Annotated in this window: 23 protein-coding genes; 6 read left to right on the forward strand and 17 right to left on the reverse strand. The window is 64.6% G+C overall.

All coding sequences use genetic code 11. The features are described 5' to 3' along the window. Window positions 1–23: 23 nt before the first annotated feature. Window positions 24–647, forward strand: a complete 624-nt coding sequence (locus tag L981_RS24680) for a L,D-transpeptidase (protein WP_082006153.1) — start codon at window positions 24–26, stop codon at window positions 645–647. 185 nt (window positions 648–832) lie between these two features. Further along, on the forward strand, window positions 833–1,549 hold the full coding sequence (locus L981_RS24685; RefSeq protein WP_043622551.1) for a L,D-transpeptidase: 717 nt from the start codon (window positions 833–835) through the stop codon (window positions 1,547–1,549). A 48-nt stretch (window positions 1,550–1,597) separates the two neighbouring features. Here L981_RS24685 and L981_RS24690 read toward each other — a convergent pair whose 3' ends face one another. From L981_RS24690 to L981_RS24705, 4 genes are all read right to left on the reverse strand, one after another. Then, window positions 1,598–2,437: a L,D-transpeptidase gene (locus tag L981_RS24690; protein WP_082006150.1), complete on the reverse strand. Its 840-nt coding sequence runs from the start codon at window positions 2,435–2,437 to the stop codon at window positions 1,598–1,600. An 83-nt stretch (window positions 2,438–2,520) separates the two neighbouring features. Then, window positions 2,521–3,510, reverse strand: coding sequence for a murein L,D-transpeptidase family protein (locus L981_RS24695; RefSeq protein WP_156134227.1), 990 nt, complete (start codon window positions 3,508–3,510; stop codon window positions 2,521–2,523). Between the two features lie 332 nt (window positions 3,511–3,842). Continuing rightward, window positions 3,843–4,097: a hypothetical protein gene (locus L981_RS24700; RefSeq protein WP_043622555.1), complete on the reverse strand. Its 255-nt coding sequence runs from the start codon at window positions 4,095–4,097 to the stop codon at window positions 3,843–3,845. A 131-nt stretch (window positions 4,098–4,228) separates the two neighbouring features. Next, window positions 4,229–5,137, reverse strand: coding sequence for an SDR family oxidoreductase (locus L981_RS24705; protein ID WP_043622556.1), 909 nt, complete (start codon window positions 5,135–5,137; stop codon window positions 4,229–4,231). Window positions 5,138–5,226: 89 nt separating this feature from the next. Between L981_RS24705 and L981_RS24710 the strand changes: the two genes are divergently transcribed. Continuing rightward, entirely contained in the window at window positions 5,227–5,799 is a 573-nt protein-coding gene (locus L981_RS24710; RefSeq protein ID WP_043622557.1) for a TetR/AcrR family transcriptional regulator, read from the forward strand. 97 nt (window positions 5,800–5,896) lie between these two features. Further along, a complete protein-coding gene (locus L981_RS24715) occupies window positions 5,897–6,946 on the forward strand; it encodes a serine hydrolase (protein ID WP_043622558.1) in 1,050 nt (349 codons plus the stop codon). A 37-nt stretch (window positions 6,947–6,983) separates the two neighbouring features. Here L981_RS24715 and L981_RS24720 read toward each other — a convergent pair whose 3' ends face one another. From L981_RS24720 to L981_RS24740, 5 genes are all read right to left on the reverse strand, one after another. Beyond that, the gene (locus tag L981_RS24720; RefSeq protein ID WP_245281713.1) at window positions 6,984–7,994 is read right to left on the reverse strand and encodes an arginase family protein; all 1,011 of its coding nucleotides are present in this window, start codon (window positions 7,992–7,994) and stop codon (window positions 6,984–6,986) included. Window positions 7,995–8,129: 135 nt separating this feature from the next. Beyond that, window positions 8,130–9,146 (reverse strand): zinc-binding alcohol dehydrogenase family protein, encoded by a 1,017-nt coding sequence (locus L981_RS24725; RefSeq protein WP_043622566.1) that lies wholly within the window; start codon window positions 9,144–9,146, stop codon window positions 8,130–8,132. A 41-nt stretch (window positions 9,147–9,187) separates the two neighbouring features. Then, window positions 9,188–10,288 (reverse strand): alkene reductase, encoded by a 1,101-nt coding sequence (locus L981_RS24730; RefSeq protein WP_043622567.1) that lies wholly within the window; start codon window positions 10,286–10,288, stop codon window positions 9,188–9,190. Between the two features lie 59 nt (window positions 10,289–10,347). After that, on the reverse strand, window positions 10,348–11,019 hold the full coding sequence (locus tag L981_RS24735) for an SDR family oxidoreductase (RefSeq protein ID WP_043622569.1): 672 nt from the start codon (window positions 11,017–11,019) through the stop codon (window positions 10,348–10,350). A 2-nt stretch (window positions 11,020–11,021) separates the two neighbouring features. Then, window positions 11,022–11,414 (reverse strand): glyoxalase, encoded by a 393-nt coding sequence (locus tag L981_RS24740; RefSeq protein ID WP_043622571.1) that lies wholly within the window; start codon window positions 11,412–11,414, stop codon window positions 11,022–11,024. Window positions 11,415–11,505: 91 nt separating this feature from the next. Here L981_RS24740 and L981_RS24745 point away from each other — a divergent pair, with 91 nt between their 5' ends. Continuing rightward, window positions 11,506–12,414, forward strand: coding sequence for a LysR family transcriptional regulator (locus tag L981_RS24745; protein WP_043622573.1), 909 nt, complete (start codon window positions 11,506–11,508; stop codon window positions 12,412–12,414). A gap of 141 nt (window positions 12,415–12,555) precedes the next feature. Here the strand turns inward: L981_RS24745 and L981_RS24750 are convergent, their stop codons facing one another. After that, on the reverse strand, window positions 12,556–12,849 hold the full coding sequence (locus L981_RS24750; RefSeq protein ID WP_043622575.1) for a hypothetical protein: 294 nt from the start codon (window positions 12,847–12,849) through the stop codon (window positions 12,556–12,558). After that, window positions 12,846–13,868, reverse strand: coding sequence for a GlxA family transcriptional regulator (locus L981_RS24755; RefSeq protein ID WP_245281714.1), 1,023 nt, complete (start codon window positions 13,866–13,868; stop codon window positions 12,846–12,848). Before L981_RS24755 ends, L981_RS24750 begins: the two co-directional genes overlap by 4 nt. A gap of 106 nt (window positions 13,869–13,974) precedes the next feature. Between L981_RS24755 and L981_RS24760 the strand changes: the two genes are divergently transcribed. Next, a complete protein-coding gene (locus tag L981_RS24760) occupies window positions 13,975–14,592 on the forward strand; it encodes a cysteine hydrolase family protein (protein ID WP_043622578.1) in 618 nt (205 codons plus the stop codon). An 80-nt stretch (window positions 14,593–14,672) separates the two neighbouring features. On the opposite strand, the gene L981_RS24765 is transcribed toward L981_RS24760, so the two are convergent. The 6 genes from L981_RS24765 to L981_RS24790 all read right to left on the reverse strand — a co-directional run bounded on the left by L981_RS24765 (window position 14,673) and on the right by L981_RS24790 (window position 21,532). Continuing rightward, on the reverse strand, window positions 14,673–15,689 hold the full coding sequence (locus L981_RS24765; RefSeq protein WP_043622652.1) for a LacI family DNA-binding transcriptional regulator: 1,017 nt from the start codon (window positions 15,687–15,689) through the stop codon (window positions 14,673–14,675). 121 nt (window positions 15,690–15,810) lie between these two features. Continuing rightward, a complete protein-coding gene (locus L981_RS24770) occupies window positions 15,811–17,091 on the reverse strand; it encodes a D-tagatose-bisphosphate aldolase, class II, non-catalytic subunit (protein WP_052202005.1) in 1,281 nt (426 codons plus the stop codon). Window positions 17,092–17,096: 5 nt separating this feature from the next. Further along, window positions 17,097–18,038: a sugar kinase gene (locus L981_RS24775; RefSeq protein ID WP_043622579.1), complete on the reverse strand. Its 942-nt coding sequence runs from the start codon at window positions 18,036–18,038 to the stop codon at window positions 17,097–17,099. Window positions 18,039–18,060: 22 nt separating this feature from the next. Then, window positions 18,061–19,023, reverse strand: coding sequence for an ABC transporter permease (locus tag L981_RS24780; protein WP_043622580.1), 963 nt, complete (start codon window positions 19,021–19,023; stop codon window positions 18,061–18,063). Next, window positions 19,020–20,531, reverse strand: coding sequence for a sugar ABC transporter ATP-binding protein (locus L981_RS24785; protein ID WP_043622583.1), 1,512 nt, complete (start codon window positions 20,529–20,531; stop codon window positions 19,020–19,022). The genes L981_RS24780 and L981_RS24785 overlap by 4 nt, the downstream gene beginning before the upstream one ends. A gap of 110 nt (window positions 20,532–20,641) precedes the next feature. Further along, window positions 20,642–21,532 carry a substrate-binding domain-containing protein gene (locus tag L981_RS24790; protein WP_043622584.1) on the reverse strand — a complete coding sequence of 297 codons (891 nt, stop codon included), beginning with the start codon at window positions 21,530–21,532 and terminating at the stop codon, window positions 20,642–20,644. Window positions 21,533–21,696: the final 164 nt, after the last annotated feature.

Raw genomic sequence — 21,696 nt, forward strand, 5'->3', positions numbered from 1 at the left:
CGACCGCCCGCCCGACGCCGGCGGTGGTGCCGGCGGCCGTAACGCCCGTCCGCCCGGCAGTCGGGCGCACGGTGCCGCCGATGTACTATGCAATGCCCGACGAGCAGTTTCCGATCCCCGAGGTGAAGATCGCCGAAGTCGATCCGAAGTTCTGGCGGCAGGAGGTGGACTATCCGACCAGCGAGCGGCCCGGTACGCTGATCGTCGATACGCCGGCGAAGTACCTCTACCACGTGCTGCCGGGCGGCCGGGCGATGCGCTACGGCATCGGCGTCGGGCGCGAGGGCTTTGCCTGGTCGGGCCGGGCGATCGTCGCCTACAAGCGCAAATGGCCGCGCTGGACGCCGCCCGACGAGATGGTGGCGCGCCAGCCGAAACTCGAACCCTACAGCATCGCCAATGGCGGCATGCCTCCGGGCATCAAGAACCCGCTCGGCGCCCGGGCGCTCTATATCCACAAGGACGGCAAGGACACGCTCTACCGCATCCATGGTAGTCCGGAGGCGTTTTCGATCGGCAAGGCGGTCTCTTCCGGCTGTATTCGTCTGCTCAACCAGGATGTCGTCTACCTTCACGATCAGGTCCGCGACGGCAGCACCATCGTCGTCATTCCGGATCCGACCAAGGGCGACATGGCGATCGGTTAGGCGAGCGCAGGCGGCGAGCGCGGGAATTCTGCAACACTTCGAAGATGAGTCCCGCCTCGCGCAAGCGATCCACGCCAAAGAAAGATTTTCACCACATTTCGGTCACGGTTCGGCCCAACAGCCTTGGGCCTCCCCTCGGATCCTCCCAACCGAAATCTCCAACCCTGGAATGAATTAAAGTGTCGATGAATTTGTCCCGCCGGTCGCTGCTCGCGGTGGTCGCCAGCTCTGTTTTGAGCGCCTGCACGCAGATCCCGAAACCCGAACCGAAGCCGAAGCTGATCGAACCGATCGCCGGTGACGGCGGCTCGCCGGAGAAGGCGGCGGATGCGGCGGGCGTGCCGACGAAGACCTTCGACTATGCGAAGGTCTACGCCCCGGTGAAGGACGAAGGCTACGACGTTCCGGGCATCCAGTACACCGAGATCAAGTCCCAGTTTCTGCGCCAGGAAGTGGCCTACGCCACCAACGAGCCGCCCCATTCGATCGTCGTCGATACCAACACGATGTTCCTCTACTACGTGCTGCCGGGCGGCCGTGCGATCCGCTACGGCGTCGGTCTCGGCGCGGCCGGCCGCGCCTGGAAGGGCCGCGCCGTGGTGCAGTGGAAGCGCAAATGGCCGCGCTGGACCGTGCCGGACGACATGGTCGCGCGCCAGCCGCATCTCAAGAAATACGGCATCGATGCCGGCGGCATGGATCCGGGCCTCGACAATCCGCTCGGCGCCCGCGCCATGTATATTTTCCAGAACGGCCAGGACACGCTCTACCGCATCCACGGCTCGCCGCAGTGGCGTTCGATCGGCAAGAATGCGTCGGCCGGCTGCGTGCGCATGCTGCAGCAGGATGCGATCGACCTCTATGATCGCGTCAGAGGCAAGACGCCGCTGCTCGTCCTGTAACGGGCGACACTCTGGCGGAAATTCAGCGCCCTTGCCGGACGGATTGCCTCAGAGCGGCTGCGGAAGCGGCAGCCCGTCCGGTCCCATCAGCATATAGTCCGGCGACCGCCGCACCGGCTGCGAGTCCGGCAAGGGTTGCCCATCCGGCAGGGGCTGCGCGTTCTGCATCGGCTGCGATTGCACCATGCCACCGCCCGAGAGGTCGGTGACCACGATCGGCGTGCCGTTCGGCACGCGGTTGTAGAGATCGACGACATCCTGGTTGATCATGCGCACGCAGCCCGACGAAACCGACTTGCCGATCGTCCACCATTCCGGCGAACCGTGAATGCGGTAGAGCGTGTCTTCGCCGTTCTGGAAGATGTACATGGCGCGGGCGCCAAGCGGGTTCTTGAGGCCGGGATCCATGCCGCCCGCCTCGATGCTGAATTGCTGCAGCTCGGGCTGGCGCGCCACCATCTCGTTCGGCGGCTTCCAGCGCGGCCATTCGCGCTTGTACTGGATGACGCCGCGGCCGGCCCAGGCGAAACCGGCACGCCCGAGGCCGACGCCGTAGCGCATCGCCTGGCCGCCTTCATAGACCCGGTAGAGAAAATGGCTGCCGACATCGACGACCAGCGTTCCCGGCTTTTCACCGGTCGGATCGGCGACCATCTGGCGATAGAAGCGCGGATCGATCTTCTCGTAGGGAATGGCCGGCAGCGGGTAGGTCTCGTTCGGCTTCTCGCCGTACATGTCGGCCAGGAACGTATTGGTCTCGGGAACCGGTTCCGGCGCGTAGGAGCGCGTCACCGTGGGCCGCGGCGAGGCGCAGCCGGCGAGACCAGCGGCCGCCAACCCGGCGGAAAGCTGCAGGAAGGCGCGGCGGCGGATCTCTCTTTCGGGCATGGAATCCTCGATCGTCCTCTATTCGCTACCGGCGATGCAACCGACCCTTTAAGTCAATTGTGCGTCGCCAGCCGACGGAACGATCACAGGCCGGCGTAAGGGTCCGCCAGCGCCGCTTCGGGTCGGCTGATAGGATACTTAGTTCCCGAGATCTTCGCGGCCAGCTTTTCAGCGCCGTTTTTCTCAAGAAGCGCCCGGAAGCTCGGATGCATGCCGCCATCGACATAGGCGTTGATGGGCGCCGACGTCTGATTGGCCATCATGCCGGCGAGCTTCGCGTCCTCCGATTGCAGCCGCGCCACCAGTCCGGCATCGGGCGTGGAGATCGCCGCCGGGCAGGCGGCAAGCGGGTCGGACGGTTCGCCATCGGCAAAATCGGTGTTGAAGACGTAGCGGCGGCCGCAGGCCGCGACCTTCGGCTGGCGCTTTGTCGCCTCGAAGATGTCGTAGCCCTGCTTGATGTTCTTCCAGAAATCGAAGTTCGGGTCGCCGCGGTGCTTGGCCATGTTCTCCGCCGTCATGCGGAAGGGATAGGCCTGCACCTGGAACGTGCCCTGGCCGCCGGCGAGCGCGCGCTGCACCACGGCATAGATTTCGCCGACGCCCTGGTCGGTCATGGCGTAGCAACCGGACGACGAACAGGCGCCGTGCACCATCAGCGCCTCACCGGTGTAGCCGAGCGCCGATTCCAGCCGGTTCGGGTAGCCGAGGTTAAACGACAGGAAATATTGCGATTTCGGGTTCAGCATGCCGGCTGAGACGTGGTAGAAGCCTTCCGGCGCCTGGCGATCGCCCGACTTCGTCTTCGGGCCGAGCTTTCCGGACCAGCGGCACATGGGGTAGCTCTTCAACAGGGCGTACTGGCCCCGGCTGTTCTGCTTCCAGACCTCGAGTTCGCTTTCCTGCTTGAAGATGCGGATCAGCACCGGGCTTTCCGGCTTGCTGCCGTTCTTCGCCATGGCGGCGATCAGCTTTGCCGGGATCGGCGGCGGCTCGCGCACGTCGTCGGCGTCGAGCGCCATGCAGCCGGACAGCGCCAGAGCCATCGCGCCGATCGCCAGGGCATGCCGCATCCGTCGCAGCTGCGCGAATATCCTGCCGGCCTGAAGTGTCTCGGAAGAAGGGCTCTTGATCGTCTCGCGCCGCATGCGGGCTCCTGGAAATGCTTCCGCCACCAAGCGTCCTTCGTGTGGCGTGGTGCCGACCCGAAGCGTTCGACGCAGTTCGGTTCAGCCTTGAGTTCAGCGATTAAGCGGTGACAGCCCTGGCTGCAAGCCTTTGTCCCTGGCACTCACGATCAACAATTCTTGAACGCGCGCCGCCATAGCTGACCGCCGATTGGGTCGATGTTGAGACAAGATGGTGAATTTTTTCTCAACGCGGGCGCCGGAAAGGTCCCGATGCTTCAGTCCCGCGGTTCGCTTCCGGGCGCGTAGACGGTCTTCTGCTTGAAGGCGAAGACATTGCCGCAGCGGCAGCGCACCATGTGCTTGGCGGGGTCGGGAGAATTGCGCTCGGTGGAGAAGCCCTTCGGCATCACGTCGATGGTAAAGCCGCGACTGCTGCCCTTGCCGCTGTCGTTTTCCGACGCTTCGGCGAAGCCGGCGGCTCCACACTTGGCGCATTCCAGCTTTCTCGAATACCGATCCCGCGATGCCATGTTCAATCACACTCGATAGCGCTGCCGCATCCAGAAGGGGGGCGGCGGCGCTGGGGTTGCCCGAAACACCGAACTATAGGAGCTGGCTCCCCGTTTCAAGTTTGTCGGTGACGGCTTGCCGGCTGTGCGCCCTAGCGATAGCCGGTCGCGTCGGCCGGCTTGTTTGCCTCCATCACCTCGCGCATATAGCGCCAGCAATCGGGCCGCGAGCCGTCGAGATCGGTAAAGCCGTAGACCTGCGCCAACCCGCCGCTCGACAGCGACTGGCCGTTCCAGCGGGCCTTGTCCGGATCGGCTGCGAGCGCCGCAATGGCGCGGCCGACGAAGCGCGGCGTTTCCGAAATGACGAAATGCGGCTGGTTTTTCGTGGCGTCCTGCCAGTTGTCTTCCCCGACCTCGAAATGTTCGAGCATCATCTCCGAGCGCATCCACCCGGGCGTGATCGAAACCGCGGTGGCGCCGTGCGATGAAAGGTCCTTGGCGTGAGCCCAGGCCATGCGGTTGGCCGAAACCTTGGCCAAATCGTAGAAAGGTGACAGCCGGTAGTTCTCGGCATTGTATTCGGCGGTGCCGTCGGTCACCTCGACCAAGAGGCCGCCGGGTTTCTCGATCATCAGCGGCAGGGCGTAGTGGGCGGTGATCAGGTGGGTATCGACACCCAGATGCAGAAGCTTCAGCCCGTTTTCGAGATTGTGCTCCCAGACCGGCTTGTTCCACTCGAACAGCAATTCGCCGCCCCAGACGTCGTTGACGAGGATGTCGAGCCGTCCCTGTTCATTGCGGATGCGCTCGACGAGCGCCTTGACCTGCTTCGGCTGCAAATGGTCGACCTGGACGGGAATGCCCTTGCCGCCGAGGCTGGTGACGATCTCGGCGGTGTCCTCGATCGTTTCGGGACGCCTGTATTCGGACTGCTGTTGCCGCGTCGTGCGACCGGTCACGTAAACGGTGGCGCCGGCGGCGCCAAGTTCGGTCGCGATGCCGCGCCCGCCGCCGCGCGTCGCGCCAGCGACGAGGGCGACTTTTCCTTCGAGTGTCATGATTCTTCTCCTTCGCGGCCGCTTGCCGACTGGCGTTTTCCTGCTCGTGTGATATATAAATGATTGTTCGGTTATAAATGAGAGTCAAGATGCCTCGCCCAAAAACCATGCCAGACGAAGAAGTGCTGGCCGCCGCCTTCGCACTGATGCGGGCCGATGGTCCCGATGGCCTGACCTTCGCGGCGCTGGCCGCGCGCACAGGTCTTTCCGGCGCAACGCTGGTGCAGCGCTTTGAGAACAAGGCGAAGTTGATCCAGCGGGCGCTCATCCAGGCCTGGGATGGGCTGGACGGGCAGACGACGGAGCTGATGGCGAGCGTGCCGCGAACACCGGAGGGCGCTGTCGCGCTGCTGGTGGGTCTCTCGGGCGATTATGGCGGGATCGACAGCTATGCCGACGACCTCCGGATACTCCGCGAAGACCTGCGCGATCCTTTGCTGCGTGCCCGCGGCGCGAAATGGCGCGACGTGCTCTCGGGCGTGCTCGACGAATGTCTCGCCGGCCTGCCCGCTGCGAGCCCGGGGCTCGGTCTTCTGATGGCGTCGCAATGGCAGGGATCGTTGCTCTGGTGGAGTTTCGACCCGAAGATGCCGGTGACGGCCTTTGTCGAGCAGAGCCTGACGCGTTTCGTCGAAGCCTTCGCACGGCGGCCGGAGGGCTGAGTTCGACGGTGGCGCCCCGCTCACCGGGCTGTCAAATCGCCGTGAGATGGCCGTGCAGTGGATGACGGCGGCGCAAGCCGGTCTTAGATGCTGATCCATGATCAGATTTGCCGCAGTCATCGTCGCCCGCTTCGCCGCCTTGGCCCTCGTCGTCTCGACGCTTGTCGCCTGGCCAGCCGTGGCCCAGACGCCATCGCCGGTTTCGACCTTGCTGGACGAACTGGCCTCGCGGCCGGACCTTGATCCTCTGAAGACCGTGATCGTCGCGCGCGACGGCAAGATCGTCGCCGAGCGTGGTTACGGTCGCAACCGCGTGACGGACTCGACCAACATCAAGTCGGCCTCGAAATCGATTGTCTCGGCGCTGGTCGGCATCGCCATCGACAAGGGGCTGCTCGAGGGTCCGGATCAGAAGATCGCGCCGATCCTGAAAGCGGATCTGCCGGCCTCCCCGGATCCGCGCATCAACGACATCACCATCGGCCACTTGCTGTCGATGCAGGCGGGGCTTGGCCGTCTCTCGGGGCCGAACTACGGTCGATGGGTCGCCAGCCGCAATTGGGTACGCACCGCGCTCGCCCAGCCCTTCGACGACAATCCGGGCGGCGAGATGCTCTATTCCACCGCCTCCACCCATCTGCTTTCGGCGATCCTGACGAAGGTCAGCGGCAAGTCGACCCTGACGTTGGCGCGCGAGTGGCTGGGGCCGCTGGAAGGCTTCCGCATCGGGGCCTGGGACCGCGATCCGCAAGGCATCTACTTGGGCGGCAACCAGATGGCGATGAGCCCGCGCTCGCTGCTGGCCTTCGGCGAACTCTACCGCAATGGCGGGCGCACCGCGTCAGGCCAGCAACTGGTCTCGGCAGGGTGGATCGCGGCCTCCTGGCAGCATCGCACCAATTCGCGCTTCTCCGGCGACGAATACGGCTATGGCTGGTTCGAGCGCCAGATCGCCGGCGAGGAGGTGCATTTCGCCTGGGGCTATGGCGGCCAGATGCTCTACATCATCCCGAGCCTCGATCTGACCGTGGTGATGACCTCGGCCGAAAGCGGACCGTCGGCCCGCAACGGCTACCGCGACGCGCTGCATCTGGTGCTCGGCGAGATCATCACGAAGGTGAAGGCCGATCCGGAAACGGACGGGTGACGAGGCTTCGGCCGCGCTGGCTCGACGCTGCTCCGCGTCAGGCCAGCAACGGTTCCACGATGCCGAGCAGGCATTCGATCGCAACTTCATCTCTTCGCACGTCCTTGGACGCTTCGAATTCCGCGAGTTCGATGCCGGCGATCTGATCTTTCGGGATCGCCGCGAAGATGGCGCGCAAGGTCTGCGGATGAAGGCCGTCGCCGATGGCATAGGCGGCCGGCACATGGTTCGGCTCGAGCACGTCCCAATCGACATGGATCCAGACGGGCGCATCGCCGATCAACGAAAGAATGGCCTCCGGCGTCGCTTCCGCGGGCGGTACGATGCGCACGCCCGCCTGCCGCAACAGATCCATCTCCGCGGGATCGATGTCCCGCGCGCCGACGATGACAACCTGTTCCGGGTTCAGCCCGCTGCCGTGGCCGCTTTCCCAAAGCCCGCAGGCGGCGGCCAGCACCATGCCGCCGAGATAGCCGCTTTCGGTTGTCTGCGGCGTGTTGAAATCGCCATGGGCGTCGATCCAGAGCAACACCGCGTCGGCGCGTTCCCGCGCGACGACAGGCAGTGTCGCAAGGCTGGCGGAGCAGGTATTGGCGATGAAAAGCGGTTTGTCGCCACGTTGCAGTGTTGCGGCAATCGCTGCCTGCAGGCCCGCCAGGGTCTCCCCGGCCTCGGGCAGGCTTGCCGACCAATCGTCTTCCTTCGCGGGCGACGGGCTGCCGATAGTGATCGGCTGTAGCCCGGTGCGCTTGCCCAGAGCTTCGGCCGCTAGGGCCGCCCCGGGGATGGCGCCAGGCGTTCTGTCGGCGATGCGTCCCTGGGAGACGACGAGGTCGTAGGGCACGGGTATTCTCCTTGCATTTTCGGCGGGCGTTTGCGCCGGCCTTTTCGCGCGCCGCGAGGCCACCTGTTCGGGCGTTTTTGGGCGGATGTGTCGGGATCGGCCTGAAAGGAAGCCTCGAAGAATCGATATATCTGATTGGATATATCGATTTCGCGCCGCGGTCGCAATTTCATTGGGGCGAGCGTTGATACGATTGCTGTGCACGGGGCGCCGCGATCGCCAAAGTTGCCCGGCCGTTTGGCGCGGCGCGGTATGCTGCCGAAATTTCAGAGGTGAGAGGCGCTTGCCGCAATCTGTGTCGCGGCAAGTGATTTCAATTTGGATCGACGACCGTGGCGGTTAGCCGCCAAAGCCTTCGATGACGATCTTGCCCTTGGCGGCCCCGGTCTCGATACGGCGATGCGCTTCGCGCAGGTTCGCGGCGTTGATCGGCGAGAGCACCTCTGCAAGGGTCGTCTTCAGCCGTCCGGCGTCGATCTCGTCGGCGACGAAGCTGAGCAGACGATGTTGCTCGATCATGTCTGATGTCTGGTGCATCGGACGGGCGAACATGAACTCCCAGTGCAGGCTCGCCGCCTTGGTTTTCATGCCGGCCATCGGCATCGGCACGTCGGTGTTGTCGATCGAGACGATGCCGCCTTGCGGCCGGATCAGCTCGACGGCGTCGTCCCAGTGGCGCATGTCGTTGAAGATGGCGATGTGATCGACATGGGTAAAGCCGAGCGCCCGGACCTGCGCGACCAATGGTTCGCGATGGCTGACCACGTGGTCGGCGCCGAGCTCCTTGACCCAGGCGATGGTTTCCGGCCGGGATGCGGTGGCGATGACGGTGAGGCCGGCGCGCTTTGCCAGCTGGATGCCGATCGAGCCGACGCCGCCGGCGCCGCCGACGATGAGGATCGACTGGCCGCGGTCGGCGCCGTCCCGGTCGATGCCGAGCCGGTCGAAGAAGGCCTCATAGGCGGTGATCGTCGTCAATGGCAGGGCGGCCGCTTCCGCAAGGGACAGGGTCTTCGGCTTGCGCCCGACGATGCGCTCGTCGACCAGTTGATACTGCTGGTTGGATCCCGACCTCGTCAGGTCGCCGGCGTAGTAGACGGCGTCTCCAGGCCGGAACAGCGTTACGTCAGGACCGACGGCCTCGACGATGCCGCTTGCGTCCCAGCCGAGCACGCGCGGCGTTTCCTCGACCTTGTCCTTCGGGGCGCGCATCTTCACGTCGACCGGATTGACCGCGACGGCGTGGACGGCGACCAGGATGTCATGCCCCTTGGGTTCCGGCTTCGAGAGCTCGACATCGACGAAACTCTCAGGGTCGGAAACCGGGAGATAGCGGGTGAGGGCGACAGCTTTCATGAGTTGCTCCTTTGTGGGGTGAAGAGGTGTGATTGCCGCGGTCATGCCACGCGCTCGAGTGTCGGATAGCTAGAGTAGCCTTCGGCGCTTCCGCCGAAAAGCGTGGCCCCGTCGAAGGTTGCGAGCGGCAGCCCGTCTTTCAGCCGGCGCGGCAGGTCCGGATTGGCGATGAACGGGCGGCCGAAGGCGACGATGTCGGCAAGGCCGGCGGCAAGGATCGCCTCGGCCTTGTTACGATCATAGCGGCCGGCGACGATGATGCGGCCGGAATAGGCGGCGCGCAGTTCGCGGCGGAAGTCGTCCGGGATAACGGGCGCATCGTCCCAATCGGCTTCCACCAGATGGATATAGGCGAGACCGACGCGGTCGATTTCACGCGCGGCTTTCAGGATCGTCGGGATGATCTCGTCGTCCTCCATATTGCGCTGGGTGATATAGGGCGAAAGCCGGATGCCGACGCGGGAGGCGCCGATCTCGTCGGCAACCGCCTCGGCGACCTCGACCAGGAAGCGGATGCGGTTTTCGGCCGGGCCGCCATAGCGGTCGTCGCGTCGGTTGGACGAGCGCCGCAGGAACTGGTCGACCAGGTAGCCGTTGGCGCCATGGATCTCGACGCCGTCAAAACCGGCCTCGATGGCGTTTGCTGCCGCCTGGCGGAAATCCTCGACGATGCCGGCGATCTCGCTCAGCGCCAAGGCGCGCGGCACGGGGCTATCGACCATCGCGCCGATGCCGGTTTCCGGATCGGCCACCCAGACCTTTGCGTCCGGCGAAATCGCAGACGGTGCGACCGGGCTGGCGCCGTCGTGGAAACTCTCATGGCTCATGCGGCCGACATGCCAGAGCTGCAGCACGATGCGGCCTCCGGCCCGGTGCACGGCGTCGGTGACGAGCCGCGAGCCGGCGATCTGCTCGGGAGAGTGGATGCCGGGCGTAAACGAGTAGCCCTGGCCCTGCGCCGAGATCTGGGTGGCCTCGGTGACGATGAGCCCGGCCGAGGCGCGCTGGGCATAGTACTCGGCCATCAGGGCGTTGGGCACGTTGCCCGGCTGGCTGCTGCGCGCCCGCGTCATCGGCGCAAGCGCAATACGGTTGGGCAGGGTCAGCGATCCGAGCGAGATCGGAGAAAAGAGCGATGGCATGGTGAAATCCTTGGTGAGGGGCAGTCGCCGGGCGACCGGGCAAAGTGTGGGGAGGCGCGTCAGTTGATCAGCGCGCCGCCTTCGATGTCGATCACCGAGCCGGTGACGAAGGGATTGTCGATGGCGAAGAGATAGCCTTGGGCGATATCTTCGGGTTGCCCGGCGCGGCCGGCAGGGAGGGTCGCTGCAGCGCGATCGAACATCGCGTCGCGCGCCTCGCCGGTCATGCCGGTATAGGCTTCCGTCCGCGTCAGGCCGGGGCTGACGACGTTCACCCGCAACGGTGCCAATTCCTTGGCCATGACCTTGGCGGTCGCTTCGAGTGCCGCGTTCATCGCCGTCTTGACGAAGGTGCCGGGGACCGTTCGGCGGGCGAGGAAACCCGAGGTGAAGGTGATCGTACCGCCGGCGCGCATGTACCGGGCAGCCTCCCGAGCGAGCACGACCGATCCCCAGAACTTGACGTCGAAGGCCGCCTTGGCGGCATCGAGATCGACATCGCTCACCTTGCCGCCGGGCGCGGCGGAGCCGGCGGTCATGATCAGGTGGTCGATCGGCCCGAGCCTGCGGAAATAGGCAGCCACTGCTGCGGTATCGGCAAGATCGAGACCGGTGGCGCGGCTGGCGATCTCCACCCGGCCCGGGCGCTTGGCAAGCGCCTTGGCGACGGCGGCGCCGATACCGCTGGTGCCGCCGATGACGACGGAGACAGTGGTGTCAGTGAAGGTCATGGTCATTCTCCGGGATAATGGGTGGGAACGGGTTCGGAAAAGACGGCTTCGAGCAGCGGTCCGCCGGGCGCGCGCAGGAACAGCCGGCGCTCGCCGATATCGGCAAGGTCCATGGTCGAATAGGGAATGGCGAGCCGGTCGAGCCTGGCGCGAAAGGCGGCGTAGCCTTCCAGCCGAAAGCCGACATGATCGATCGCTTCGGCCGCCCGCTCGAAGCCCATGCCGCGGCTGCCGATGATGTGAACGATCGGCTTGCCTTCGGCATAGAGCCAGCAGCCGGGGATGTGTCGGATTGCGGCCGGACGTTCCCCGATGGTGAGATCGAAGACCGTTTCGAAGAACGCGCGCGTTCCGTCGATATCGGCAGTGCGAATGGTGACATGGTCGAGCTGCATCACGCGTCTCCTTTCGCTTCGGAATTTAGCGCTTGCGGCGCATCCGGATAATTGGCTTAGTTCCAAAATTATATTTCGGAGAAATCGAAAGATGCTGCTCGACAATCTGGCACTGTTCCTTCTGATCGTCGAAAAGGGCGGGCTTTCCGCCGCCGGTCGCGAGAAGGGGTTGTCGCCAGCCTCGGTGTCCGAGCGGTTGGCTGCACTGGAAGCGCACTATGGCGCGGCACTTCTGAAACGGACGACGCGGGCGATCAGCCTGACGGAGGAGGGGCGTCTGCTGGTGGACGGTGCCCGCCGGTTGCTGGCGGAGGCCGACGAACTGGAAAGCGGCATCCGTTCGGGCACGCGCACGATCTCCGGCCCGATCCGGCTGAGTGCGCCTGAGGATATGGGGCGGCGCTATATCGTGCCGATCCTCGACCGGTTTCTCGCCGAGCACCCCGACGTGACGGTCGATCTCAATCTCACCGACGGTTACCTCGACCTGGTCGGCCAGGGCATGGATTTCGCGATCCGCCACGGCGTGCTTGCCGACAGCACGTTGCGGTCTCGGCCGCTCGGGGAGAACCGGCGCGTGGTGTGCGCGGCGCCGGCCTATCTCGAAGCCGTGGGGCGACCGGAGCATCCCGACGATCTCTCCCGCCACGACTGCATCATCATGCGCTTCGGCGCCAATCTCGATCGCGAATGGGCCTTTCAGGTCGAAGGCAAACCGCACAGGGTGATGGTGCGCGGCCGGCGCGTCGCCAATGACGGTGGGCTGGTGGCGCAGTGGTGCCGGGATGGCCATGGCATCGCGCTCAAGTCCGTCTGGGACATCGCCGAGGACCTGGCGTCCGGTGCCCTCATCGAACTGCTGTCCGAATTTGCGGTCGGCGAGACCGGGCTTCAGATCGTCTATCCGCCGCTGAGCGTGCAGCCGCGCCGGGTGCGGCTGTTGATCGAGCGGATTGCTTCGGAGCTGAGCGTCGTCGAGCTGCCGGCAAAACGTGCCTAGACCGGCCGGTGGCTGGATCGCCGAGCGTTTCGGCTATTCGGCCTTTTTCCTCTGCGTGGCCGAGGTTTCGCCGGCTGCAGTGCCACTGCTGGCGATCCTGTTGCGACGGCCGAAGACGCGGCCGATGCTGGCTGGATGTTCTCAGCGCTGGATCACACGCAGGTAGAGGATCGGCTGCCCGTCCCGAACGAGGGCGACGCCCTCATTGCCATGGAGCACGCCCCGGTGCCTGCCGCGGCACAACCACAGGGAATCTCCGGCCGCCATCGCGTTCAGCAGCGGTGAGAGCAGGACGTGTGGGGCGGGAGCCCGCTCAAGGAATTTCTGGGCGCCGAATTCGCACTCAATCTTCTGGGCGATCCAGTCGCCGAAGCCTTCTGGCGTGGTTTCCTGCACCAGTTCGACGTCGTCCGGGTTGCAATCCAGTCTGGTCATGTCACTGCTGCTTCCGAAGGCTTGCGATCTGAGACGACTCTATTCGACGACTTTTTGTTCTGGAACTGACGGCGATAGCTCGCCGGCGAAATGGAAAACGCCCGGGTGAAATGCTGGCGGAGCGAGACGGTGGAGCCGAAGCCGGCCATGCCGGCGATGTGATCGACGGAACAGGAACCGGTTTCGAGAAGGCGCTGCGCCACCGCGAGACGCTGCGCCAGCAGCCATTGCGTGAAGGTCGTTCCGGTCTTCTTGCGGAAGTGACGGGTGAAGCTGCGCAGGCTCATGCCGGCGTGGTCGGCGAGGCGCTCGAGCGACAGCGGCTCGCCGAGATGTTCGATCGCCCAGGCGATTGTTGCTCCGAGCGGGTCGCCGCTGCCGGGGGCCGGGAGTGGCGCTTCGATATATTGCGCCTGGTCGCCATGGCGGTGCGGTGCGACGACCAGCCGGCGGGCGATGCGGTTGGCGATCTCGGCACCATGATCGTTGCGCACGATATGCAGACAGCAGTCGATCGCAGCAGCGGTTCCGGCCGACGTCAGGATATCGCTCTCGTCGAGATAGAGCGCGTTCCGGTCCAGCGCGACGTGCGGGTAGGCACGCTCGAATTCATCGGCCCAGGCCCAGTGTGTCGAGGCTGCTCGCCCATCGAGCAGGCCGGCTTCGGCGAGCACGAATGTGCCGAGACAGAGACCAACAAGCCGGGCGCCACGGGCGTGGGCCACGCGCAAAGCGTCGAGCAGCCTTTTCGACGGGCGGCGGCCGGGATCATCCCAGGCCGGCACGACGATCGTATCCGCCCCCGCGAGGCTCGCGAGATCGTGCTCCACCTCGATGCTGAAGCCGGACATGGTGCGGATGGAACCGGTCTCCTCTCCGGCAATCAGCAGGCGGTAACGCGGCGCGCCGAGCTTCAGGAGGTCGTCGCCAAAGACGATGCAGGGCACCGAGAGGTGAAACGGGCTGATACCCTCAAAGGCGATGATGGCGATGGTGTGCACGTTCTGGCCGATACTCATTCACTCAACTTGGCCGGAACCTATCACATATTGTCGTTCAGGCCACTTTCGCGTTGAGCCCGCTTTGACGATCTTCGCGAGCGTCGAAACGTGAAAGGAACCTCTGATGACGCAACACCCGACCATCCGCACGATTGCCGGCGCTCCGGCGCCTAAGAGCCTCGATCCCAAGACGACGGCGCTTTTGGTGATCGATTTCCAGAACGAGTATTTTGCCGGCCGTATGCCGATCCCGGACGGCGAAAAAGCGCTCGCCAATGCAAAGCGGCTGATCGCGCGCGCCGATACGGAGGGCATGAAGGTCTATCATGTCAAGCATGTCACGCCGGCCGGGAGCCCTGTCTTCGCCGAGGACAGCGAAGCCTCTGCGTTTCACCGGGACATTCAGCCGGCTGCGAACCATTCGGTGGTGCGCAAATCGTCGGTCAGCGTCTTTGCGAGCACGGATATCAGCATCCAGTTGAAGCAGGCGGGCGTCGAAACACTCGTGATGTCAGGCCTGATGACCCACGCCTGCGTGGCCGGCGCGGCGCGCGACGCGGTGCCGCTCGGCTTCAACGTCATCGTCGCTTCGGATGCCTGCGCGACGCGTGATCTCGATACGGCTGACGGCGATGTCGTTTCGCATGCGCTGCTGCATCGCGCATCTTTGGCGACGATTGATGACACCTTCGGCGATATCCTGACGACCGATCAGGTTCTGGCGCTGCCGCGCCGATCCTGATTGTTGGGCGCGACCGGGCCTCTCTGGAGCGGACTTTTCTGAAAGGTCGCATTCGGGGAGAACGGTTCGCCCGACCCTTGCTAGGCCGAACCGCGCAACATGATCTCGGCGCTCAGAAGAATGCGCTCGTCCTCGGGGAAGGCGCCGCCGTCGTCGGTGGTTTCCCCGAGCTTGAACAAAAGCAACTCGATCGCCAGTCGGCCAATCTCGTTGTAGTTCTGTGCCACAGTCGTCAGCGGCGGGCAGGTGTAGCGCGACAGCGGGTGGTCGTCGTGGCCGGCGACACGCAGATCCGCGTCGGCATCGCGCCCGACCTTGAGGCCCGACTGGAAGGCGGCGGCGATGACGCCGAAGGCGACGCGGTCGTTGGCGCAAAGCACCGTCTTTGTCGGAAAGCCGCCAGCGCCGAGGATGCGCAGCGTCTCGTCGAAGCCGAATTTTTCAAAATCCCAGGCGGCGTTCGGTGTGGTTTCGACCAGCGCCGGCTCCATCTTCAGCTGCTGCATCGCCTCCAGATAGGCGTCGCGCCGAGCGATCGCGTTGTTGTTGACCGGCGGCATGCCGAAGTAGCAGGGCGGACTGCCGGACCGGCAGAGATAGTCGACCATCAGCCGGAAGCTCTGGCGGTTGTCTGTGCCGACGAAGGAGGAGCTGTCGTCGAGTGGCGAGTCCACGTAGATCAGCGGAATGCTGGCGCCGAGCGTTGTCAGCGTCTTGTGATGCGATTGCACGCCGAGCGGGGCGATGATGGCGCCGGCGACGTTCATCGACTTGAAGGTCTCGATCGCCCGTTCCTCCATTTCCGGCCGCCCGTCGGAGGAGAGCACGAAGGCGAGGAAACCCGCCTGGTTGGCGATGTGTTCGATCCGGCGCGTCAGCGCCATGTAGAAGGGGTCGGTTGAGTTCGGAACGATGACGCCGAGGATGTTGGTGCGGCGGCGGTTCAGGTTGACGGCGAAGATGTTCGGGCGAAAGCCCGACTGCTTGATCGCCGCCTCGATGGCATCGCGGGTCTTTTTGCGGACCGAGCCTGGATCATTGAAGTATTTCGAGACCGTCGGGCGCGACAGGCCGACGAACTCCGAAAAATCCTCCATGGTCTTGATCTGTCTGTCCACGGTCGCTGTGCCCCATATTGTTTTGATTTCGTTTATAGGTTCATTTCGAGGGGATAGGCAGTACCGGCTCGCAAATATTCACCGAACAGAGGGCCGGGCGCTAAGCGCGGCAGGCCCTGAAGTAATCCTCGAGAACCCGATCGACGGCAGCAAGTGCCAGCGGTTTTGCTTGAGCCGCCACTTCGCCGTCGCGCACGCGCTCGTAACTGCCGGGGAGATACTGGCTGATCAGCGTTTCCGGAATGGTGACGCCATCGAGCAGCGCCAGAAGTTCTTCGACAGCTGCCGCGACCTTCGGATGCGGCCAGTAATAGCGGATGCGGTCGCTATAGGAGAAGTGCCGCTGCAGTCGCTGGGCTTCTGCCGAGCCGTGGTAATACTTGCCCCAGTTGGCCGGCTCCTCGCGCATCACGCCCTCGGTGACCGCCGTCAGCGTCTGCTTGCGGGCGTCCGGAAAGAGGAAGGCGGCGATCTGGTCGAGGCCGTAAAGCGCTTCGCGCAGAGCGAAGGTCAGGCCCGGGCCGACCTTCAAGATGGCAAAGCCGTCGGAGACAAGATCGCGCAGCGCCTCCGGCGTCTGGTAGTCGGTCGAATGCGCCTCGAAGACGACGCCGTCGAGCCGTTTCAGGCTGGCGCTGAGCTTGGCGGCCTTTGCCCTGTCATAGGCGATGACGTTCTCGTTGCCGAACTCGACGCCCGGCTGGACCACTGCGCCGACGACACGTCCGAAGGCGTCGGCAGCACCGGCTTTCTCGAAGGCCTGGCGATGGATCGATACGGTCTCGATCGCCGCCTCGGGGGCGGTGACTTCCAGCGTGTCGAGTTCTTCCAGCGCGCCGCCCGGAACCGGCACTTCGGTGCCGATAATATAGACGGGAGCGGTGTGGCTCTCGCCACGAAGGGCAGCTTCGGCGGCGGCCGCCAGACGCGCAGCACGTTCTGCGGTCATCGCATCGGGCAGCGCCACCGGCTCGCCGGCGCAGCCCATGCTGGTATCGAGATGCAGCTTGGCGAAGCCGGCCTTCGCATAGGCCGTTATCATCGTCTCAGCCTTGTCCATCGCCTCATCTGCCGGCAGGTGCTTCCACGGGTTCGGGCCGAGATGATCACCGCCAAGGATGATCTTTTCCTTCGGGAACGCGACGCGATCGGCGATCTCGGCAACGAAGCGGGTGAAGTCGGCGGGCGTCATGCCGGTATAGCCGCCGTCCTGGTTGACCTGGTTGCAGGTCGCCTCGATCAGGAGCGCCGCGTCCTCCTTGAGTGCCCGCAGCATGGCGGCTTCGATCACCAGCGGGTGGGCCGAGCAGACGGAGGGAATGCCGCGCGGGCCGGGGCGTTCGGACCAGCGGGCGATGTCGATCAGAAGGTTCTGTTGCATGGCGGTCAGCCCTTTTTCGCGGTGATGAAGATTTCGAGATCGGCGCGCGTCGAGGCGCCTTCCATCGGGCCTGAGATCATGACGGCGCGCGCGCCCGAGGCATTGGCGAATTCCAGCGCTTCAGCGGGTTTGGCTCCGTTCAGCCAGAAGGTGACGAAGGTCGCACCGAAGCAGTCGCCGGCGCCGGTCGGGTCGACTTCCTCGACGGCAAAGCCCGGATGCGAGAGCGTCGTTTCACGATCGAAGTAGCTCGCGCCCTCGGCGCCGCGCTTGACGACAACGGCCTTGATGCCGGCGGCGAGCAGTTCCGCAACGGCTTCCGCCTCGGTCTTTGCCTGCGTGAACAGGAAGAGTTCCTGTCCGCTCGGCAGGAATAGGTCGGTCTTGGCAAGCACCGTCTGCAGCGCCTCGCGCATGCCCGGGCTGTCGAGGATTTCCGGCCGCAGGTTCGGATCGAAAGAGACGGTGCCGCCGGCCGATTTGACGATCTCGATTGCGGCGATGATGCTCTCGACCACGCTCGGGGCGTAGAGCGACGAGCCCATTACGTGCAGGTGGCTGCAGGTTCTGACCAGCGCCCGGGTTGCCTCGTCGAGCCGGATCGTGCCGCAGGCGCTGTGGCGGATGTTGAAGACGAAGGCACGGCTGCCGTCGGCGCGGTAGCGCACGAAGGCGCTGCCGGTGGTGCCGAGGGGATCGACCGCGATACCCGAGATATCGACACCATCGGCCTTGAGCCGATCGAGGTTGACGTGGCCGAAATCGTCGTTGCCGACGCGCGAGATCATGGCCGCTGCCTGGCCGAGCTTGCCGACCTGGTCGATGAAGATCGCCGGCGCGCCCGAGGGGTAGGGACCGATCAAAGGGGTCGCCTGGCGAAAGCCGTCGCCCTTTTCGGTGGCGATGATCTCCACGAGGATTTCGCCGATCGTCAGTATCTTGTGCATGGGAATGTTCTCTTCGGAAAGATCAGCGCTTTGCCTGCTTGGCGCGCACGTCGAGCCAGACGGCGATCAGGATCACCAGGCCCTTGACGATGAGCTGGTAGAAGTAGGGGACGGACAGCATGTTCATGCCGTTGTTCATGACGCCGATGATGAGGGCGCCGATCAGCGTGCCGACCATGGTGCCGACGCCGCCGGCAAGCGAGGTGCCGCCAAGCACGGCAGCCGCGATCGCGTCGAGCTCGTAGCTCATGCCGGCATTGGTCTGGGCGGAAAACAGGCGGGAGGAGAGCAGCACGCCGCTGATGGCCGCCATTACGCCGGAGATCATGAAGATGGTGATCTTCAGCCGGTCGACCTTGATGCCGGAATAGACCGCTGCCTCGCGATTGCCGCCCGTCAGATAGGCGCGGCGGCCGAAACTCGTCTTGCTCAAAAGGATGTGGTTGACGAGGAAGAGCACGGCGACGACCCAGATGATGATGGGCAGGCCAAGGAAGCTCTCGGTGCCGATCGCAGTCCAGGTCGAATTCTCGATCATCGCCGGCGCGCCGTTGGTCGGCAGGCTGACCATGCCGCGGTAGATGCCCATGGTCGCGACGGTGACGATGAAGGAGGGCAAAAGCAGCTTTGCCGTCAGCACGCCGTTCAGCATGCCCATCAGGGCGCCGGCGAGAAGCGTGACGACGAGCGCCGGCGCGAAGCCGAGTCCGAAGGCGAAACATTGCGCCCCGACCATGCCGGCAACCGCGATGATCGAGCCAACCGAAAGATCGATCTCGCCGAGCAGGATCACCCAGGTCATGCCGAAGGCGGCGATCGCCACCACGGCTACCTGCTGCAGGATGTTCATGAAGTTGACGACCGACATGAAGCGCGGGTTGAGGAAGGAGAAGATGACGCAGAGCATCACCAGCGACAAAAGGATGCCGCCATACTGTTTCAGGGCACGCAGGAAGGCGGCCTGGACTTCGGATTGCTGTGTCATGATTGGAATCCCGTTGCGTGCGCCATGATCGTTTCCGGGTTGAGGTCGGCACTGGTGAGCGTTGCGCCGATGACGCCTTCGTGCATGACGACGACACGGTCGCTCATTCCCAGAACCTCCGGCAGCTCGGAGGAGATCAGCAGGATCGCCGTTCCCTCGGCCGCCAGCTGGCGGATGATCTTGTAGATTTCGAACTTGGCGCCGACATCGACGCCGCGGGTCGGCTCGTCGAGGATCAGCACCTTGGGCTTCGTCAGCAGCCACTTGGCGAGCACGATCTTTTGCTGGTTACCGCCGCTCAAGGAGCCGGAGGGCGTATCGAGCGAGTGGGTCTTGATCGCCAGTCGGCCGACTTCCTGGGCTGCCGCCGTGCGTTCGGCGCGGCTGCGGGTGAAGCCGAGCGGGCTGGTGAAGTCGGAAAGGGCGGCCATCGAGATGTTCCAGCCGACACTGTGGCTGAGCACGAGGCCTTCTTCCTTGCGGTTTTCGGTAACGAAGCCGATGCCGCGGGCAATCGCCTCTGCCGGTGAGCGGAAGCGGACCGGTTGCCCTTCGAAGCGCACGGTGCCGGTCGCAGTCTTCATGCCGAACAGCGCGTTCATCACCTCCGAGCGGCCGGAACCGACCAGTCCGAAGAAGCCGAGGATTTCCCCGGGCCGGATGTCGAAGGAGATGTCCTCGAATTCGCCGTCGCGGGTCAGGCCATCGACGGCCAGAACCGGCGTGGCCTTCGCCTTCTGCTCGTGCGCCGGCGGCGGATAGATTTCGTCCATGCGGCGGCCGACCATCAGCGCGATGAGCGCCTCGATGGTGACGTCGTCACGGTCATGGGTGGAGACATATTCCCCGTCGCGGATGACGGTGATGTCGTCGCTGAGCCGCATGATCTCTTCCATGCGGTGCGAGATGTAGATGACGGCGACGCCGCGGCTCTTCAGCCGCCCGATGATCTCGAACAGGATCTCGGCCTCGCTGTCGCTGAGCGACGACGTCGGCTCGTCGAGAATGACGACCTTGGCCTCGTGGCTGAGGCCCTTGGCGATCTCGACCAGCTGGCGCTGGGCGATCGAGAGATTGCCGACCTTCTCGCTGACGTCGATCGGCAGGCCGAGATCGGCGACGATCGCGCGGGCCCGGGCGACCAGTTCCTTGTCGTTGATGAAGCCGAAGCGACGCGGCTCGCGGGTGGCGAGAATGTTCTCGGCCACCGTCAGGTTGCTGCAGAGGCTGAGTTCCTGGAAGACGATGGCAAGCCCGAGCGCGGCGGCATCCTGCGGATTGCGCGGCTGGTAGGGGCGCCCGTCGAGGGCGATTTCACCCGAGGTCGCTTCGTGCACGCCCGCGAGGATCTTCATCAGCGTCGATTTGCCGGCGCCGTTTTCGCCGAGCAGCGTGTGCACCCGGCCGCGCCGGACCTTGAGGCGCATGCCCTTCAGTGCCGCGACCTGGCCGAAGGATTTGGTGACGTTGTCGATTTCGAGAATGGTATCGCTGGTCGAACCAAACATGGCGGCCTCCTTCAGGTCAGCCGAGAGCAGCGCCTCCGGCCAGAGGACGGAAACGGACCCTGATGGGTGCCGCCGCCCCTGCGGTGAGGCGGCGGCTGTCCTGGGAGGACTTACTTCGCGGTGTAGACGCCCGGAACGATCGGCTGTTCGGCCGGGACGGTTTCGCCGGCGGCAACCTTGACGGCGGTGTCGACGGCCTGCTTGCCCATCTGGTCCGGGAACTGCTGGATGACGCCGACCATGACCGGGTTGGTGTCGACGGCGTCGCGGGCTTCCTTCATGCCGTCAAAGCCGATGACCTTGACCTGGGATTCCAGACCAGCCGCCTTGACCGCGACGGCAGCAGCAAGCGCCGCATCGTCGCCGAAGCCGAAGATGCCGGTGATATCGGGATTGGCCTGCAGCATGTTCTGGGCAGCGGCCAGCGCTTCGGCGCGGGTAATGCCGGTCTGGATCGCGACGATCTCCATGTCGGGATGCTTGGCGATCGCCTCCTTGAAGCCGTTGACGCGGTTCACCACCGACTGGACCGTCGGATAGTCGATGACCGCGACCTTGCCCTTGTTGTCGAGGACCTTGGCCATCAGCTCGCCGGCCTTGACGCCGCCGGTGAAGTTGTCGGTGCCGATGTGCGAGGTCACGGTCGCGCCGTTGGCCGGAACGTCGACGGTGATCACCTTGATGCCGGCCTTCTCGGCCTTCTCGATCGCGGCGCGTACGCCCTGGCTGTCGACCGGCGAGATGACGATGACGTCGACGCCCTTGACGATGAAGTCCTCGACGTCGGCGAGCTGCTTGTTCAGATCCTGGTTGGCGATCGAAACCTCGAGCTTGACGTTCTTGGCTTCAGCCTCGGCTTTCATCGCGTCGGCGAGCTCGATGTAGAACGGATGCTGCTGGGTCAGCAGCGATGCGCCGATACCATCGGCGAAGGCGGTGGAGGCGAGGAGCGACAGCGCCGTGCCGGCGGCGAGCGACTTCAGAATGCGGGACATGTTCATGGTTTCCTCCCTGGAAACGGCGCGGGCCTTCTTGTGTCTCAGCCAAGCTGGCGAGGCCCTCCCACCGCCGTCTTGGTGAGGCCGTAAAAACCATAAAAGTTTTCGCGCGTCAACTTTTAAAAATACACGAACAAAATATTTGAAATGTAGTGTGGAAATTTTTA

Origin of the sequence: Ensifer sp. ZNC0028 (genome assembly GCF_000799055.1) — a bacterium.
Lineage (GTDB): Bacteria > Pseudomonadota > Alphaproteobacteria > Rhizobiales > Rhizobiaceae > Ensifer.